The sequence below is a fragment of the Paracoccus litorisediminis genome, assembly GCF_009711205.1.
Classification (GTDB): Bacteria; Pseudomonadota; Alphaproteobacteria; order Rhodobacterales; family Rhodobacteraceae; genus Paracoccus; species Paracoccus litorisediminis.
The window spans coordinates 25,682-43,107 of sequence record NZ_WMIG01000023.1 but is presented as its reverse complement, the minus strand read 5'-3'; the positions used below and the strand labels follow the sequence as shown (position 1 = coordinate 43,107).

General features: G+C 64.6%; 18 protein-coding genes. 14 read left to right on the top strand and 4 right to left on the bottom strand.

Annotated elements, in window-relative coordinates; genetic code table 11:
• Position 1 precedes the first annotated feature (1 nt).
• The 3 genes from GL300_RS22530 to GL300_RS22520 all read left to right on the top strand — a co-directional run bounded on the left by GL300_RS22530 (position 2) and on the right by GL300_RS22520 (position 3,664).
• Positions 2–1,855, top strand: a complete 1,854-nt coding sequence (locus GL300_RS22530) for an ABC transporter ATP-binding protein (protein ID WP_155041958.1) — start codon at positions 2–4, stop codon at positions 1,853–1,855.
• On the top strand, positions 1,852–3,072 hold the full coding sequence (locus tag GL300_RS22525; protein WP_343043172.1) for a class I SAM-dependent RNA methyltransferase: 1,221 nt from the start codon (positions 1,852–1,854) through the stop codon (positions 3,070–3,072). The genes GL300_RS22530 and GL300_RS22525 overlap by 4 nt, the downstream gene beginning before the upstream one ends.
• A 67-nt stretch (positions 3,073–3,139) precedes the next feature.
• Positions 3,140–3,664 carry a L,D-transpeptidase family protein gene (locus GL300_RS22520; RefSeq protein ID WP_155041930.1) on the top strand — a complete coding sequence of 175 codons (525 nt, stop codon included), beginning with the start codon at positions 3,140–3,142 and terminating at the stop codon, positions 3,662–3,664.
• Between the two features lie 67 nt (positions 3,665–3,731).
• Here the strand turns inward: GL300_RS22520 and dalA are convergent, their stop codons facing one another.
• Positions 3,732–4,304 carry a divisome-associated lipoprotein DalA gene (dalA, locus tag GL300_RS22515; RefSeq protein WP_155041929.1) on the bottom strand — a complete coding sequence of 191 codons (573 nt, stop codon included), beginning with the start codon at positions 4,302–4,304 and terminating at the stop codon, positions 3,732–3,734.
• A gap of 228 nt (positions 4,305–4,532) precedes the next feature.
• Here dalA and GL300_RS22510 point away from each other — a divergent pair, with 228 nt between their 5' ends.
• Positions 4,533–5,186 carry a L,D-transpeptidase gene (locus tag GL300_RS22510; protein WP_155041928.1) on the top strand — a complete coding sequence of 218 codons (654 nt, stop codon included), beginning with the start codon at positions 4,533–4,535 and terminating at the stop codon, positions 5,184–5,186.
• A 44-nt stretch (positions 5,187–5,230) separates the two neighbouring features.
• Here the strand turns inward: GL300_RS22510 and hemH are convergent, their stop codons facing one another.
• Together hemH and GL300_RS22500 are read right to left on the bottom strand one after the other, a co-directional pair.
• Positions 5,231–6,262, bottom strand: a complete 1,032-nt coding sequence (gene hemH / locus GL300_RS22505; RefSeq protein ID WP_155041927.1) for a ferrochelatase — start codon at positions 6,260–6,262, stop codon at positions 5,231–5,233.
• Positions 6,259–7,098 (bottom strand): methyltransferase domain-containing protein, encoded by an 840-nt coding sequence (locus tag GL300_RS22500; RefSeq protein WP_394207948.1) that lies wholly within the window; start codon positions 7,096–7,098, stop codon positions 6,259–6,261. Before GL300_RS22500 ends, hemH begins: the two co-directional genes overlap by 4 nt.
• Before the next feature lie 31 nt (positions 7,099–7,129).
• On the opposite strand from GL300_RS22500, the gene GL300_RS22495 reads away from it, so the two are divergent.
• Genes GL300_RS22495 through GL300_RS22480 form a run of 4 tightly spaced genes read left to right on the top strand, consistent with a single transcriptional unit; the run spans position 7,130 to position 9,520 of the window.
• Positions 7,130–7,867 (top strand): double zinc ribbon domain-containing protein, encoded by a 738-nt coding sequence (locus GL300_RS22495; protein WP_246195350.1) that lies wholly within the window; start codon positions 7,130–7,132, stop codon positions 7,865–7,867.
• Positions 7,868–7,903: 36 nt separating this feature from the next.
• On the top strand, positions 7,904–8,167 hold the full coding sequence (gene grxC / locus GL300_RS22490) for a glutaredoxin 3 (RefSeq protein WP_155041955.1): 264 nt from the start codon (positions 7,904–7,906) through the stop codon (positions 8,165–8,167).
• Positions 8,164–9,018 carry a carbon-nitrogen hydrolase family protein gene (locus tag GL300_RS22485; RefSeq protein ID WP_155041925.1) on the top strand — a complete coding sequence of 285 codons (855 nt, stop codon included), beginning with the start codon at positions 8,164–8,166 and terminating at the stop codon, positions 9,016–9,018. Before grxC ends, GL300_RS22485 begins: the two co-directional genes overlap by 4 nt.
• A 7-nt stretch (positions 9,019–9,025) precedes the next feature.
• Complete coding sequence (locus GL300_RS22480) at positions 9,026–9,520, top strand: MarR family winged helix-turn-helix transcriptional regulator (protein ID WP_155041924.1); 495 nt, start codon at positions 9,026–9,028, stop codon at positions 9,518–9,520.
• A 48-nt stretch (positions 9,521–9,568) separates the two neighbouring features.
• Here the strand turns inward: GL300_RS22480 and ubiG are convergent, their stop codons facing one another.
• The gene (ubiG, locus tag GL300_RS22475) at positions 9,569–10,321 is read right to left on the bottom strand and encodes a bifunctional 2-polyprenyl-6-hydroxyphenol methylase/3-demethylubiquinol 3-O-methyltransferase UbiG (RefSeq protein WP_155041923.1); all 753 of its coding nucleotides are present in this window, start codon (positions 10,319–10,321) and stop codon (positions 9,569–9,571) included.
• Between the two features lie 51 nt (positions 10,322–10,372).
• On the opposite strand from ubiG, the gene pip reads away from it, so the two are divergent.
• The 6 genes from pip (at position 10,373) to infB (ending at position 17,386) form a co-directional block, all read left to right on the top strand.
• On the top strand, positions 10,373–11,371 hold the full coding sequence (gene pip / locus GL300_RS22470) for a prolyl aminopeptidase (protein ID WP_155041922.1): 999 nt from the start codon (positions 10,373–10,375) through the stop codon (positions 11,369–11,371).
• Positions 11,372–11,380: 9 nt separating this feature from the next.
• Positions 11,381–11,836, top strand: coding sequence for a tryptophan-rich sensory protein TspO (gene tspO, locus GL300_RS22465; RefSeq protein ID WP_155041921.1), 456 nt, complete (start codon positions 11,381–11,383; stop codon positions 11,834–11,836).
• Positions 11,837–11,972: 136 nt separating this feature from the next.
• The gene (gene rimP, locus GL300_RS22460; RefSeq protein ID WP_155041920.1) at positions 11,973–12,581 is read left to right on the top strand and encodes a ribosome maturation factor RimP; all 609 of its coding nucleotides are present in this window, start codon (positions 11,973–11,975) and stop codon (positions 12,579–12,581) included.
• A 3-nt stretch (positions 12,582–12,584) separates the two neighbouring features.
• The gene (gene nusA / locus GL300_RS22455) at positions 12,585–14,204 is read left to right on the top strand and encodes a transcription termination factor NusA (RefSeq protein ID WP_155041919.1); all 1,620 of its coding nucleotides are present in this window, start codon (positions 12,585–12,587) and stop codon (positions 14,202–14,204) included.
• Positions 14,205–14,219: 15 nt separating this feature from the next.
• Positions 14,220–14,837 carry an RNA-binding protein gene (locus GL300_RS22450; protein WP_155041918.1) on the top strand — a complete coding sequence of 206 codons (618 nt, stop codon included), beginning with the start codon at positions 14,220–14,222 and terminating at the stop codon, positions 14,835–14,837.
• A gap of 8 nt (positions 14,838–14,845) precedes the next feature.
• A complete protein-coding gene (gene infB / locus GL300_RS22445) occupies positions 14,846–17,386 on the top strand; it encodes a translation initiation factor IF-2 (RefSeq protein ID WP_155041917.1) in 2,541 nt (846 codons plus the stop codon).
• Positions 17,387–17,426: the final 40 nt, after the last annotated feature.

Below are 17,426 nucleotides of genomic sequence, written 5' to 3'. Positions count from 1 at the left end.
GATGCATGACCGCTTCGCCCGCATGATCGACGCCTTCCGCCCGGCGGACGGGCCACCGCCGCGCACCCTGTTGGCCTTTTTCCGCTGGTGTCTGGCCGGGGCGTGGACGGGGCTGACCATTGCGGGCATCGCCTCGGCACTGGGGGGCGTAGCCGATGTGATGACGGCGGTGCTGCTGGGCTGGGTCATCGACGCGGTGGTCGCGACCTCGCCCGAGCAGTTCCTGTCCCAGCATGGCAGACTGCTGGCCGGGTTCGTGCTGTTCTTTCTGGTGGTCCGTCCGGCCATTGGCTGGCTGTCGACCGCCAGTTCCAGCGTGATCATCAACCCCAATATCATGCCCTTGGTGTTGTCGCGGCTGCATCGCTGGACCATGGGCCATTCGGTCACCTTCTTTGACAATGATTTCGCCGGGCGCATCGCGCAAAAGCAGATGCAGACCGCGCGGGCAGTGACCGAGGTCGCCTCGGAGATGGTCAACGTGGTGGCCTTTGCGCTGGCCTCGGTGCTGGGCTCGGCGGCGTTTCTGGTCTCGGTCGATGGCTGGGGGGCGCTGGCCTTGCTGGTCTGGCTGGGCTCATACTTCGCGCTGATCCGCTACTTCCTGCCCCGCATCCGGCAAAGCTCGGCCGGGCGGGCCTCGGCCAGAGCGCTGGTTACCGGTCAGGTCGTCGACACGATCACCAATATCAAGACCGTCAAGCTGTTCGCCCATGCCGAGCATGAGGACCGCGCCGCCCTTGGTGCGATGGCCGGGTTCCGCGAAAGGGCGCTGGATTTCGGCCGGGTCTCGACATGGTTCCGCCTGTCGCTGATCACCGTCGCGGGCGCGCTGCCGGTCATTCTGGTGGGCGGCACGATGATGCTGTGGCGCAACGGCATGGCCACGCCCGGCGATATCGCCACATCGGGCGCAATCGCCATGCGGCTGGCGCAGATGACCGGTTGGGTCAGCATGGCGCTGATGGGCGTCTGGGGCTCGATCGGCGAGGTTGAGGACGGGATGAAGACCCTGTCCCCGCCGCATGCCCTGACCGATGCGCCGGATGCGATCGAACTGGGTCGCGTCGCGGGGCGCATCGAATTCGACCATGTCGATTTCGCCTATGGCCGCCCCGAGGGCGGCATCCATGACCTGAACCTGCAGATCGCACCGGGTGAAAAGCTGGGCATCGTCGGCGCCTCAGGAGCCGGGAAGTCCACGATGGTGTCGCTGCTGCTGCGGCTTTACGACGTGGAAAAGGGCGCGGTTCGGATCGACGGACATGACCTGCGCGCGGTCACGCAGGAAAGCCTGCGCCGCAATATCGCGATGGTCACGCAGGAAACTGCGATGTTCAACCGCTCGGCCTATGACAACATTCTGTATGGCCGCCCCGATGCGACCAAGGAGCAGATCATCGCCGCCGCCCGCGCCGCCGAGGCGCATGACTTCATCCTGAACCTGCGCGATCATGCCGGACGCGTCGGCTATGACGCCCATCTGGGCGAGCGGGGCGTGAAACTGTCGGGCGGGCAGCGCCAGCGCATCGCCTTGGCACGTGCCCTGCTGAAGGATTCCCCGATCCTCGTGCTGGACGAGGCCACCAGCGCGTTGGACAGCGAGGTCGAGGCACAGGTTCAGGACGCGCTGCACCGCGCCATGCAGGGCAAGACCGTGCTGGCCATCGCACACCGCCTGTCAACCATCGCCGAGCTGGACCGCATCGTCGTGCTGGAGGACGGGCAGATCGTGGAACAGGGCACGCATGCGCAATTGCTGGCGCAAGACGGAACCTATGCCCGCTACTGGAACCGCCAATCGGGCGGGTTCCTTGGAACTGACGAAGACGAGACGACCGAGGCTGCCGAGTGACGATCTGGACTGTTGAGCGGCTGGGCCGCAAGGGCGATGGCGTGGCCATCACCGATGGTGCGCGCGCCTTGGCCGCGCTGACCCTGCCCGGCGAAGTGATCGAGGGCGAGGCCGAGGCCGGCCGCATCGCCGCGCCGCGCATCGTGACGCCTTCGGCTGACCGCGTTCGCCCTGCCTGCCCGCATTACCGCGCCTGCGGCGGCTGTTCGCTGATGCATGGCTCCGAGGAATTCGTGCGGGGCTGGAAAGTCGGCGTCGTGACCGAAGCCCTGCGCGCGCAGGGACTGGCCGCGCCAATCGCCGGTGTGCATGTGTCGCCGCCGCGCTCGCGTCGGCGGGCGGTGCTGTCGGGGCGGCGCACGAAAAAAGGGGCGCTTCTGGGCTTTCACGCCCGCGCCTCGGAGGTCATCGTCGACATTGCGGATTGCCATGTGCTGCGCCCGGCGATTCATGCGGCGCTGCCGCTGCTGCGCCGCATCGTCATCGCGGGCGGATCGCGCGCGGGTGAGTTGTCCTTGACCGTCAGTGAAAGCCTGACCGGGCTGGATGTCGCGGTGACCGGCGGCAAGCCGATGGAGCCGGAACTGTTCCAGACCCTTGCCGCACTGGCCGATGAAGGCGATCTGGCCCGCCTGACCTGGGACGACCAGTCGATCACCCGTCGCCCGCCGCTGATCCCCTTTGGCCGGGCGCAGGTCACCCCGCCTCCGGGCAGTTTCTTGCAGGCCACAGCCGAAGGCGAGGCCGCGCTTCTGGCCGCTGTCCGCGACATCACACGGGGGGCCGCGCGCGTTCTGGACCTGTTTGCGGGCTGCGGCACCTTCTCGTTGCCCTTGGCCGAAACCGCCGATGTCCATGCCGTCGAGGGGCTGTCCGCGCCGCTTCAGGCGCTGGACGCGGCCGCTCGACGCGTTGCCGGATTGCATCGAATCACCCATGAGATCCGCGACCTTGCCCGCCGCCCACTGCTGCCCGACGAACTGCGTTTTGACGCGATCGTGATCGATCCGCCCCGCGCCGGAGCCGAGGCGCAGGCCCGCGAAATCGCGAAATCCGGCGTCGAAAGAGCAGCTTGGGTCAGTTGCGACCCGGTGACTTTTGCCCGTGATGCGCGGATTCTCGCCGAGTCCGGGCTGGTGATTTCCCGTCTTTTCGTGATCGATCAGTTCCGCTGGTCACCCCATGTCGAAACGGTGGCGGAAATTCGCCGAAGCTAGCGAATTATTTACCCCCATGCTATCCAATGCCCAACGAGACCGTGCACAGGCACGCAGAGGGCAGTGAATGATACGGGCAATTCGCGCATTGATCGCGGTGGTTGCGGTTTCGCTTTTGGCGAACTGCGGGGGCGACAGCGTCCAGCCACCCAGCAGCAAGTTCAAGACCTACCATGGTCCGCCGGTCACGCAGGTCGTGGTGAAAAAGGGCGAACGTCAGATGTATCTGATCAGCGGTCGCACCGTGCTGAAAAGCTACGCCATCAATCTTGGCGGCCAGCCCATCGGCCCCAAGATGTTCGAAGGTGACAGCCGCACCCCCGAGGGCGCGTATTTCATCGACCGCATGAACCCGCGCAGCCGCTATCACCTGTCGGTCGGGATCTCCTATCCCTCGACCGAGGATGTGGCGCGGGCCGCGATGATGGGCCTGCGTCCGGGCGGCGACATCATGATCCACGGGCTTGGCCCCGAAGGGCGTGCGCTGAACCGCCCCGACTGGACCGCCGGTTGCATCGCCGTCACCGATCAGGAGATCGAAGAGATATTCGCCATGGTTCGGCCGGGCACGCCGATCTTTCTTTACCCCTGACGACTCTGCCCGCCGGGCATGAAAAAAGGCCCCGAAACCTCGGGGCCTTTCGCATTTCAGGACCGGATCAGAGGCCCGGAGCTTGCGCCAGCGTCATGCCGCCCGCAGCGACAGGTGCCGCCATCGAGTTCGAGCCGGTCAGCAGCACCCACCAGATCTTGCCCGACGGTTCCTGATACCAACCGATGCCGAAATCGGTCGCGCGCGGGTCCATGGTGACGTCGCGGGTGTCGCGGTTCTGCATCCATGCGTTCAGCGTGGTGATCTCGTTCTCGTAGGTTTCCGAGATGTTCTCGCCGATCAGGTGGCCCGTGTAGCCCTGACGCCGGATGCGGTCGAGCGGCGACGAGCCGTCCGAGCCGAAATGCCAGGCGCGGTTCTGGGCAGCCATGTCGCGGGCATGGGCTTTCGCGGCCATGTCCAGCATCGGGTTCTGCATCACGGCGGGCGCACCGATATTGGCGCGCAGCTGGTTGATCTGACCGGCGACGCGGCCGGGGATCTGGGCCTCTTCGCGCGGGGTGATCTTATAGGCCACGGGAATCGGCTGACCGTCGGGACCAAGCTGGGGTTGCTGCTGCGACTGGCAGGCCGCCAGTGCCAGCACCGAGACCAGCGCGAGGGTAGAAAGTTTCAGCATGTTGTTTCTGTCCGCAAGAAATTTTGCCGCCAGCCTTACAAAAGCCACCGCCCGGCTTCAAACCCAAGATTGCGTGAGCGCAACATACTGCGGCAAGGAAGCGACAATGACGCGAGTTTGAATTGCAAGCGCCCCCGCCTGCGCGTAATTCCCCCTCGGAACACCTCAAACAAAAAACGGGCAGTGTCGGCCGCCAATCGCGGTCCACGACTTATTCAGGAGCGATACATGATCACCCCGAAAAATCCGGTCTCGCGCCGGAAGTTTCTGTCCACCTCGGTGGCGCTTGGGGCGGCCGGGCTTGCTGCACCGGCCATTGCCCAGTCGATCGATCCCTATACCGGCCAGCCCCTGCAGGGCACCGGCGGCGGCGCCACCCCGGATGCGGGCATGGTGCAATATGACAGCAACCAGGATTCGCGCCGCAACATCTCCAGCTTCCGCATGCAGGACTGGCAGCCCTATTTCAGCGACCTGAAGAACGGCGCGATTCTGGTCGACCTGACCTCGCGCGCGCTGCATTTCTGGTCCGAGGATCAGACGGTCTACAAACTGTTCCCGACTTCGGTTCCGGTCAGCTCGGACCTGACCCGCACCGGCCGCACCGAGATCATCAAGAAGGTCAAGGGCCCGACCTGGTCCCCCACCCCCGAGATGAAGAAGCGCAACCCGGAATGGCCCGATTTCGTGCCGGCCGGTCCGGACAACCCGCTGGGCACCCATGCGCTGTGGCTGAGCTGGCAGTATTACCGCATCCACGGCACGCATGACACGCGCAAGATCGGCCGCAAGTCGTCGAACGGCTGCATCGGCCTGTATAACGAACACATCCAGCAGATGTATGACCTGACCAAGATCGGGACGCAGGTGCTGCTGATCTGACGCGGATCACCTTAGAATGCGAAAGGCCCCCGAGGGGGCCTTTTTCATGTCCAGCCGCCCAGATTCTCGGCGATGATGGTGGTCAGCACGTCCAGATGCGAAGGCTCGGCGTTCAGGCAGGGGATATAGGTGAACTCCTTGCCCCCGGCATGGATGAAGGCCTCGCGGATCTCGCCCTGAATTTCCTCCAGCGTCTCGATGCAGTCCGCCGAAAAGGCGGGCGAGATCACGGCGATCTCGGTGATGCCCTGTTTCGCCAGCTCCGCGACATGCTGGACGGTATAGGGTCTCAGCCATTCTTCCTTGCCAAAGACCGACTGGAAGGTGGTGTCGATCACTTCCGGTGCCCAGCCCAGACGTTCGCGCAGCAGGCGCGAGGTCTTCTGGCACTGGCAATGATAGGGATCGCCCTGCATCAGGTAGCGTTTCGGCATGCCGTGATAGCTGGCGACCAGCTTGCGCGGCGTGGCCCCGTTCAGCGCCTTCTCGACCGATCCGGCCAGCGCCTCGATATAGTCGGGACGGTCGAAATAGGCAGAGACGGTCCGGGCGGCGGGCTGCCATTTCTGCGCCATCAGCGCGCGGAAGAACTGGTCATTCGCCGTGGCCGAGGTCGCCCCCGCATATTGCGGATAAAGCGGAAAGAACAGGATGCGGTCGCAGCCTGCCTTGACCATGCGCTCCACCACCGACTCGGTCGAGGGATTGCCGTAGCGCATGCAGAAATCGACCAACACCCGGTCGCCCCAGATCTCCTGCACCCGCTCGCGCAGGCCCGCGACCTGAGCCTTGGTGATGGTCATCAAGGGGCTTTCATCGGCCTCATTGTTCCAGACCGTCTTGTAGTTCGCCCCCGAGGTGAAGGGTCGCTTGGTCAGCACGATGCCTTGCAGGATCGGCTGCCATTTCCAGCTTGGCAGGTCGATCACCCGCTTGTCCGAGAGGAACTCGTTCAGATAGCGCCGCATCGACCAGTAATCCGTGCCGTCCGGCGTGCCCAGATTGGCGACCAGCACGCCGATGCGGCGGGGGGCGGCCTTGGGGTGATCGGCGGGAACGGTCGCGGACAGGCTCATTCGTCGGTCTTCCTCAACTGGGCTAGCGCTTCGGCAAGCGGCATCTTTGCAGAACCCGGACGCAGCGGCTGTTGCTGACTGGCATCGGGCGCCCAACCGGTCAGAAAGACCAGATCGAAGGTGGCACGGATGCGTTCGGGATCCACCGGATCGGGATGGGATTCGGCATACAGCGTGGCTGCCCGCAACAGGACATCTCGTCGCGTCGGACGGCGCAGGCGGGCATTCAGGGCATTGCCCTCGCCCATGGCGCGCAGGTCATGCGCCAGATGGATCAGCCCGCGATAGCTGACATTCTGGCTGATCTGGTCCGCGACCGGCAGGGACAGCCCCGCCCGGCCCAGAAGCGCACCCAGATCGCGGATCTCGCCCATGGGCAGGATGCGCGGTGACAGACCGCCTGCGACCTCGGCCTCGGCGCGGGTCAGGGCATCGCGCAGCTCGAACAGGCTGCGACCGCCGGGACAGGCGGCGATGAACAGGCCATCGGGGCGCAGGGCACGGGCGCATTGCACGATCTGGCCGACCGGATCTTCGGACCAATGCAGCGCCATGGCATGGATCACCAGATCATGTGCGCCGGATTCCAGCGCCAGATCGGGACTGTCCGCGACGATCTTCGCCTGAGGAAAGACGCCTTGCCAGAATTCCGGCATGCCGGTCACGACGGCAATATCGGTAAACTGCCTGTTAACCTCGGCCAGTCTATCCTCGATTTCGTCAGCGATAAGGCGATGCAGGAAATCGACACTACCCATGCGCTCTGCACGGGCCCGATTGCGCATAAGCGCGGCTCGGTCAATCAATTGGGGGACGGGTTTTTGATGGGCATTCATCATGGTGGCGCACAATAATGGGCTTCGTGGCATGATGAAAGGCGGTTTGCGGCTGATCTTTCCGCCGCAATGCCTGTGCTGCGGCGAAGCGGTTGCCGAGGATGGCGCGCTATGCGCCACCTGCTGGTCGGACACGAGCTTCATCACCGGCTGCGCCTGTTCGCGCTGCGGTGCCCCCCTGCCCGGAGAGCTTCTGGGCGATGAGGACGATGAGGGCGGCTTTCTGATCTGCGACGAATGCCTGCACATGGTCCGGCCTTGGCTGCGCGCGCGGGCGGCGATGGTCTATGACGGGGCCGGGCGCAAGCTGGCGATGATGCTCAAGCATAATGACCGGCCCGACCTGTCCCCGATTCTTGGCGACTGGGTGGCGCGCGCCGCAGCCTCGCTGATCCGCCCCGAGATGCTGGTCATTCCGATCCCGGTCCATATCCGGCGGCTGATCGGTCGGAAATACAATCAGGCCGAGCTGCTGGCCGACCGGGTCGCCCATGTCTATGACCTGATTCACCTGCCGCACGGGTTGCGGCGGCTGCGCCATTCGCCGATGCAGGATCATGGCAGCGTCGACGACCGCTTCGCCAATGTCGAGGATGCCTTTGGCATCACCCGCCGCCATGCCAGCGACATCCGGGGCCGTTCCATCCTGCTGGTCGATGACGTGATGGCCTCGGGGGCGACGCTGGCTGCGGCGGCCGAGACGCTGCGCGCCGCGGGATCAGGGCCGATCTCGGTCGTGGTTCTGGCACGCGCGGTCAAGGATACCTAGATAAGGCGGGACGGAAACACACTGAGAGTCGTGATGATGGCCAAGGTCGAAATCTATACCACCCCCACCTGCCCCTATTGCGTCGCAGCCAAGGCGCTGCTGAACCGCAAGGGCGTGCCCTTTGAGGAAACCGATGTCGCGCGCGATCCCGACCTGCGCGTCGCGATGACCCAGCGCGCCGGTGGCCGCCGGACCGTGCCGCAGATCTTCATCGACGGTCAGCATGTCGGCGGCTGCGATGACATCCACGCGCTGGAGCGCGACGGCAAGCTGGACCGGCTGCTCGGACAGGCCGCATGACGCTGGCTGCGGTCACGGCCGGGCTGGTGCAGCTTTGCGTGTCGGACGATCCGGCGCGGAACCTGATCACCACTCGCGCCCTGATCCGCGAGGCCGCCGGGCGCGGCGCGGAATTTGTGCTGACGCCCGAGGCCACGAATATCCTGAACGCCGACCGCAAGACGCAGGATCGCGTGCTATGCACCGAGGACAGCGACCCCACGCTGGCCGCCCTGCGCGCAGAAGCGCGCGAACTGGGCATCTGGTTGCTGATCGGGTCGCTGTCGCTGAAGACCGGCGACCCCGAGGACAGCCGCTTTGCCAATCGCAGCTTCCTGATTGCGCCGGATGGCGGGATCGTCGCGCGCTACGACAAGCTGCATATGTTCGACGTGCAGGTTTCGCCGACCGAGACCTATCGCGAATCCGCCTCGTTCCGGCCCGGCGCGACGGCGATGGTGGCCGAAGGTTCGTGGCCGATCGGGATGACGGTCTGTTACGACCTGCGCTTCCCGCATCTTTACCGCGATCTGGCCAAGGCTGGCGCGCAGGTGCTGACCGTGCCCGCCGCCTTCAACGTCACCACCGGTGCCGCCCATTGGGAGGTGCTGCTGCGCGCCCGCGCCATCGAGACCGGCTGCTACGTGCTGGCCCCGGCGCAGGCGGGTTTGCACGAAAACGTGTTGTCGTCGGGTCGCCCGCACCGGCGCAGCTATGGGCATACGATGGCTGTCGATCCCTGGGGAAAGGTGTTGGCGGATGCAGGAACCGAACCCGGCGTCACGCTTGTGACCCTTGACCCGGCGGCGGTAGTCGGGGCACGTTCCCGCATCCCATCCCTGACCCACGACCGAGTTTACTCGGGACCATGAGAGAGCAATGCCAGGCAAGCCCGTTGAACATCAACCCTCCGGTACCGAGGGTTCCGCCGATGCATTGGCGGCGAGCCTGTTTTCCGAGGTCTTCATCGCAGATCAACTGGCGCGCGATCTGATCGGGAAATCGCTGCCCAAGGGCATGCAGATCTCGCATTTCTCGGTCCTGAACCTGCTGGCACATCTGGGGGTCGAGCGCAGCCCGGCGGAACTGGCCGAGGCGTTTCACGTGACGCGGGGGGCGATGACCAACACCCTGTCACGGCTGGAATGGGCAGGACATATCCATATCCGGCCCGACTGGGATGATGCACGGCGGAAATTCGTGGCCATCAGCCCGGCGGGACGCGCGGCGCGCGATGCGGCTTTGGCGGCCTTCATGCCGCGGATCGGCGATGTCGTGCGCGAGATCGGGGCCGAGCGCGTGCGCGCCGCCCTGCCGGTGCTGCGCCTGCTGCGCCGCCAGCTTGAGGAAGCCTTGCGCCCGGAAGAGCGCTGACCGCGACAGTGGCGCGGTCAGCATTGGGTATTTAGGAAACGAAGAAACTCAGGCGTCGCGAAGCGCGGTGAGCGCGTAGTTCACCGACAGGTCGCGATGCGAGAGTGACCAGCTGAAGCCCAGCGGGTTGAAGACCATGCCGCAGCGATCGACCACTTGCATGCCGGTAGCCTCGGTCATGGCTGACAGTTCATCCGGGGTGATGAAGCGATTCCAGTCATGCGTGCCCTTGGGCAGCCAGCGCATCACCCATTCCGCGCCGATGATCGCTGCGCCGAAGCTGCGCATGGTCCGGTTCAGCGTCGACTGGATCAGCATGCCGCCCGGTTTCACCAGATCACGGCAGGTGGCGATGAATTCCGCCGGGTCGGCGACATGCTCGACGATTTCCAGCGCCATGACGATGTCATAGCTGTGCCCCTCGGCAGCCAGTGCCTCGGAGGTGGTGGCGCGGTAGTCGATGTCGAGACCCTGCTTCTTGGCGTGCAGCGCCGCGATGGCGGTGTTTTCCGACGCGGCGTCGGCACCGGTGACGGTTGCTCCCAGACGGGCCAGCGGTTCGGACATCAGGCCGCCGCCGCAGCCGATATCCAGCACGGTCAGCCCTTCGAAGGGCAGCGCCGCGTCGCGGTCACGGCCGAACTGCGCCGCGATCTGGGTGGTGACATAGTCCAGCCGGGTCGGATTGAGCATGTGCAACGGCTTGAACTTGCCCTGCGGGTCCCACCATTCCTGCGACATCGCCTGGAACTTGGCCACCTCGGCGGGGTCGATGCTGCTGGTCTGCGGTCTTTCGTTCATCTGGCCGTCCTTCGTATGGCGGGCGCCTGCGGGCCGTTATATAGTCGGGGCATGGACAGATTGGCAGGGCAAATCGGAGGCAATCCGTCGCAGGGCAAGCTGCACCCGATGGTCGAACCCTTCGACCAGCGGCAGATCGACGTTGGCGATGGCCACATCCTTCACGTGGAACAAAGCGGCAATCCCGAAGGCGTCCCCGTTATCGTCCTGCATGGCGGTCCGGGCGGCGGTTGCAGCCCCTTCATGCGGCGTTTCTTTGATCCGAAGCATTATCGGGCGGTGCTGTTCGACCAGCGCGGCTGCGGGCGTTCGCGCCCCCATGCCGAGGTCGCGGCCAATACCACGCAGCATCTGGTCGCCGATATCGAGCTGATCCGCCAACGGCTGGGGCTGGGTCGGGTGATCCTGTTCGGCGGCAGCTGGGGCGCGACCTTGGCGCTGGCCCATGCGCAGGCCCATCCAGATGCAGTACTGGCGCTGGTGCTGCGCGGGGTGTTCCTTGGGCGGCGGGCCGAGCTGGACTGGTTCTATGGCGGTGGCGTTGCGCGGTTCTTCCCGGATCGCTGGGCCGAATTCCAGCGACCCATTCCCGAATCCGAACGCGACGACATGATCATGGCCTATCACCGCCGCCTGTTCGGTGGCGATCGCGGGCAAGAGATTCGCTACTCGTTGCCGTGGATCATGTGGGAAAACGCGCTGGCGGGGCTGGAGATTTCCAGCTCGGGCCATGCGCCGCCGGATTACGCCCGCGCCTTTGCCCGGCTGGAGAACCATTACTTCGCCCATGGCTGCTTTCTGGACGAGGGCCAGTTGCTGCGCGACCGTCACCGCATCGAGCATATCCCCGCCGTCATCGTGCAGGGCCGCTACGACATGGTCTGCCCGCCGCAGACCGCCTGGGAACTGGCGCAGGGCTGGGACCGGGCCGAACTGCGGATGGTCCCGGCCTCGGGTCATGCGCTGAGCGAGCCGCGAATCGCTACGGAACTTGTGCGGGTGATGGATGGTTTGCGTGATGCGGCGCAACGGGGCGGCCGCGTCGCCTGACGGTGCAGCATGCTTTTCCTGACCTTCCTGATTGCCTGCGGGGCTGCGGCCGCGACCGGGCTGATTTTCAAACCCGACAGCTGGTATGACGAACTGGTCAAGCCGCCCTTCACCCCGCCGCGTTGGGTGTTTCCGGTGGCATGGAGCCTGCTTTACATCCTGATCGCCTGGGCCGCCGCACGGCTGGCGGTACTGCCGGGAACGGGTTTCGTTCTGGCGCTGTGGTCGGCACAGATTGCGCTTAACACGCTGTGGACCCCGGTGTTTTTCGGAGCGCGCAAGCCGGACTGGGCCCTGGGGGTCATTGCGGCGCTGTGGGTCGTGGTGGCGGTGATGGCGATTGCGGCCTTTTGGCATGACCTGTTGGCCGGCATGGTGTTTCTGGCCTATCTGGGCTGGCTGTCCTTTGCCACCGTCCTGAACCTGCATATCTGGCAGGAGAACCGCGACAGCGAGGCGGCCTGAGCCCGCTTCGCTTTTCCTTGCAATTCGCCGTTGATGTGCGTATATGACGCTCAACAGCGGCGCAGGTGTCCACAGCCTGCCCACCGATAAGACGTGCGGGCCGCTTTGGCCCGCTTTTTGTTTTTGGGATAGCGATATGACTGACCTTATCGCCAAGACCGCCATCGACCGGCGTCTGGCCGAGCTGCTTACCCCGGTCATCGAGGATCTGGGTTTCGAACTGGTGCGCATCCGCCTGCAGGGCGGAAAGACCGCAACCTTGCAGATCATGGCCGACCGGCCCGAGGGCGGCATCAATGTCGATGACTGCGCCGATATCTCGACCGCCGTCAGCGCCTTCCTTGATGTCGAGGATCCGCTGGAGGATGCCTATCATCTGGAAGTCAGCAGCCCCGGCATCGACCGGCCGCTGACCCGGATGAAGGATTTCGAGACCTTCGAAGGTTACGAAGTGCGGTTGGAAACCAACCAAGCAATCGATGGCCGCAAGCGCTTCAAGGGCATGCTGGCCGGCATCGAGGGCGAAGAAGTCCTGTTGAATATCGAGGAAGCCGGCGAAACCCACACGATTGGGCTGAATTTCGACTGGCTTTCGGATGCCAAGCTTGTGCTGACTGACGAGTTGATCGCCGAAATGCTTCGGCAAAAGAAGGAAGCGGGCGTGCAGATCGAAAATCTGGACGAGACCGCCTTTGACGAGATCGAAACAGAATCCGGCGAAAGCAACGCCGACGCGAAGGAGTGAGGAATGGCCATTACCTCTGCCAACCAGCTTGAGCTTCTGCAGACCGCCGAGGCGGTCGCGCGCGAGAAGATGATCGACCCGGATCTGGTGATCCAGGCGATGGAGGACAGCCTCGCCCGCGCTGCGAAGTCGCGCTATGGCTCGGAAATGGACATTCGCGTCCATATCGACCGCAAGACCGGCAACGCCACCTTCACCCGCGTCCGGACCGTCGTCGAGGATGAAGAGGTCGAGAACTATCAGGCTCAGGTGACGGTTGCTCAGGCCCGCCCCTATCTGGACAATCCCAAGGTCGGCGACGAGATCATCGACCAGGTTCCGCCGGTCGAACTGGGCCGCATCGCCGCGCAATCGGCCAAGCAGGTCATCCTGCAGAAGGTCCGCGAAGCCGAGCGTGACCGCCAGTACGAAGAATTCAAGGACCGCGCCGGCACCATCATCAACGGCGTCGTCAAGCGCGAGGAATACGGCAACATCATCGTCGATGTGGGCCGTGGCGAAGCCATCCTGCGCCGCAACGAAAAGATCGGCCGCGAGAGCTACCGCCCGAACGACCGCATCCGCGCCTATGTCAAGGACGTGCGCCGCGAGAGCCGTGGTCCGCAGATCTTCCTGTCGCGCACCGATCCGCAGTTCATGGCCGAACTGTTCAAGATGGAAGTGCCGGAGATCTATGATGGCGTGATCGAGATCAAGGCCGTGGCCCGTGATCCGGGTTCGCGCGCAAAGATCGCGGTCATCAGCTATGACAACTCGATCGACCCGGTCGGCGCCTGCGTCGGTATGCGCGGTTCGCGCGTTCAGGCCGTCGTCGGAGAGCTTCAGGGCGAAAAGATCGACATCATTCCGTGGTCGGAAGATCAGGCGACTTTCCTGGTGAACGCGCTGCAGCCGGCCGAAGTTGCAAAAGTTGTGTTCGATGAGGATGCTTCGCGTATTGAAGTTGTCGTCCCCGATGAACAACTAAGCCTTGCGATCGGCCGTCGCGGTCAGAACGTGCGTCTGGCCTCGCAGCTGACCGGTCTGGATATCGACATCCTGACCGAAGAAGAAGAATCGAAGCGTCGTCAGGCCGAGTTCAACGCCCGCACCAAGCTGTTCATGGATGCGCTGGATCTGGACGAGTTCTTTGCCCAGCTTCTGGTCGCCGAGGGCTTCACCAACCTCGAAGAGGTGGCCTATATCGAACTGGACGAGCTGACCTCGATCGACGGTGTCGACGAAGGCACGGCCGCAGAACTGCAGACCCGTGCTCGCGAGCATCTGGAAGCGGCGAACCGCGCCGCGCTGGAAAATGCCCGTGCGCTTGGGGCCGAGGACAGCCTGATCGAATTCGAGGGCCTGACGCCCCAGATGGTCGAGGCTCTGGCCAAGGACGACGTGAAGACGCTGGAAGACTTCGCGACCTGCGCCGACTGGGAACTGGCCGGTGGCTGGACCACCGCGAACGGCCAGCGCGTCAAGGACGAGGGCATTCTTGAGCCCTTCGACGTGTCGCTGGAAGAAGCGCAGACCATGGTGATGACCGCCCGCGTGATGCTGGGCTGGGTCGATCCGACCGAAATGGAATCGGCTGACGAAGCCGAGACCAAAGAAACCGACGAAAAGGAGGCCGGGGTGTAACGCCCCGGGAGGCTAATGACACGCGGGGGCCAGACAAAGGACCGCGAGACACCGGAACGTCGCTGTATCGTGACGGGTGAAACCCAGCCCAAGGCTGGGTTGATCCGCTTTGTCGCGGGCCCTGATGCAGTTGTCGTGCCGGATCTGGCCGAGAAGCTGCCGGGACGCGGCTTCTGGGTCGTCTCGGATCGCCAGGCCTTGGACAAGGCCGCATCTAAAGGCTTGTTTTCGCGGGGGGCAAAGGCGCAAGTCTCGGTCCCTCCGGAACTGCTGGAGATGCTTGAAAAGGGGCTTGCGAAGCGCGTGACCGACACGCTTTCGCTGGCTCGGAAAGCCGGCAAAGCGGTGGCCGGCTTCGAGAAGGTCAAGGACTGGCTGGCGGGTGGCAGGGCAAAGGTCCTGCTGCAGGCCAGCGACGGATCGGACCGCGGCAAGGGCAAGCTCTGGACACCGCCCGGCGGGCGCTGGTTCGGCTGCCTCACCGCATCAGAATTGGGTTTGTCCTTTGGGCGCGATCATGTCATACACAGCGCGCTTGCGCCGGGGCGCCTGACCGACATGTTGATCAGGGACGCGAGCAGACTGACGGGTCTGCGAGGGCATGACGGCGGTGTTTCCGCCGGGAAGGATTAAAGATCGGAATGAGCGATACTGACGGAAAGAAACCCCTGGGTCTTGGTGGCGGCTCTGGCCGTTCGGGCCAGGTGAAGCAGAGCTTCAGCCACGGTCGGACCCATAATGTCGCGGTCGAGGTCAAACGCAAGCGCGTCGTCGTGCCGGGCAAACCCGGTGCGGCAGCGGGCGGTTCGCGCTCGGGTTCTGGCTCCGCCATCGGCGGCGATCCTTCCAAGCGTCCCGCCGGGATCTCGGATGCCGAGATGGAGCGCCGCCTTGCCGCGCTGCGTGCCGCCAAGGCCCGCGAGGTCGAGGAAGCCGCACAGCGCGAGGCCGAGGAAAAGGCCCGCGAGGAAGAGCGCGAGCGTCGCCGCCTTGAGATGGAAGCCAAGGAGCGCGAGGATCGCGAACGCGAGGAAGCCCTCCGCCTGAAGGCCGAAGAGGACGAGCGCCGTGCCCGCGAGGCCGAGCTGCGCGCCCAGAAAAAGGCCGAAGTGTCGAAGCCGAAGGCCCCCGAGGCCCGTCCGGCCTCGCCGGCTGATCGTGCCGCCGCAGAAGCCGCCGCGTCGCGCGCCGAGACCAAGGGCGTCAGCGCCCCGGCTCCGCGCAAGACCGACCGCGAGCGCAGCACCGATGACCGCGACAGCCGCAACAAGGCCCGCGACGACAGCCGCCGCACCGGCAAGCTGTCGGTGACGCAGGCTCTGGACGGCGAAGGCGGACGTCAGCGTTCGCTGGCCGCGATGAAGCGCAAGCAGGAAAAAGCCCGGCAGAAAGCCATGGGCGGCCACCAGCGCGCCGAAAAGCAGTTCCGCGAAGTGCAGCTGCCGGAAACCATTCTGGTGTCCGAGCTGGCGAACCGGATGGCCGAGCGTACGCCCGATGTCATCAAATCGCTGATGCGCATGGGCATGATGGTCACCGCCAACCAGGCGGTTGATGCTGATACCGCAGAACTGGTGATCGACGAATTCGGCCACCGCGCCGTCCGCGTCTCGGACGCCGATGTCGAACAGGTCATCGATCAGGTCGAGGACAAGTCCGAGGATCTGCAGTCGCGCCCGCCGGTCATCACGATCATGGGTCACGTCGACCACGGCAAGACCTCTCTTCTGGACGCGATCCGCAAGGCGAACGTCGTTTCGGGCGAGGCCGGGGGCATCACGCAGCATATCGGCGCCTATCAGGTGAAAACCGAATCCGGCGCGCTGCTGACCTTCCTCGACACGCCCGGCCACGCCGCCTTCACCTCGATGCGTGCCCGTGGCGCGCAGGTGACGGATATTGTCGTGCTGGTCGTCGCTGCCGATGACGCGGTCATGCCGCAGACCATCGAGGCGATCAACCACGCCAAGGCCGCCAAAGTGCCGATGATCGTGGCGATCAACAAGGTCGACAAGCACGGTGCCGATCCGCAGAAAGTCCGCACCGACCTGCTGCAGCACGAAGTCGTCGTCGAGGCGATGTCGGGCGAAGTGCAGGATGTCGAAGTTTCCGCCAAGACCGGCAAGGGCATGGACAACCTGCTGGAAGCCATCGCGCTGCAGGCCGAGCTTCTTGAGCTGAAAGCCAACCCCGAACGCGCCGCCTCGGGTGCCGTGATCGAGGCCAAGCTGGATGTGGGTCGTGGCCCGGTCGCGACGGTTCTGGTGCAGAACGGCACGCTGAAGCGCGGCGACATCTTTGTCGTCGGTCAGCAATGGGGCAAGGTCCGTGCGCTGATCAACGATCAGGGCGAGCGCGTCGACGAAGCCGGTCCGTCGGTTCCGGTTGAGGTGCTGGGTCTGGACGGGACGCCGGAAGCCGGTGACGTGCTGAACGTCGTTTCGACCGAAGCGCAGGCCCGTGAGATTGCGGATTACCGTATCTCGGCTGCCAAGGACAAACGTGCTGCAGCAGGTGCCGCGATCACGCTGGACCAGATGCTGGCCAAGGCCAAGGCCGACAAGAACGTCGCCGAGCTGCCGGTCGTCATCAAGGCCGATGTGCAGGGTTCTGCCGAAGCCATCGTCCAGGCGCTGGAAAAAGTCGGCAACGACGAGGTTCGTGTTCGCGTCCTGCATTACGGCGTCGGTGCCATCACCGAGTCGGATGTGGGCCTGGCCGAAGCCAGCCGCGCTCCGGTTATCGGCTTCAACGTCCGGGCGAACGCTCCGGCGCGGAATGCCGCGAACCAGAAGGGTGTCGAGATCCGCTACTACTCGATCATCTATGACCTCATGGATGACATCAAAGCGGCGGCCTCGGGTCTGCTTTCGGCCGAAGTGCGCGAGCATTTCATCGGCTATGCCGAGATCCGCGAAACCTTCCGCGTCACGGGCGTCGGCAATGTCGCCGGCTGCCTTGTCACCGAGGGTGTGGCCCGTCGTTCGGCTGGCGTCCGCCTGCTGCGCGACAACGTCGTGGTCCACGAGGGCACGCTGAAGACGCTCAAGCGCTTCAAGGACGAGGTCAAGGAAGTCCAGTCCGGTCAGGAATGCGGCATGGCCTTCGAGAATTACGACGATATCCGCAAGGGCGATATCATCGAGATCTTCGAGCGCGAGGAAGTGCAGCGTAAGCTGTGATCCCTGCGGAAAACTGATCGAAAAGGGCGGGCGCTTCGGC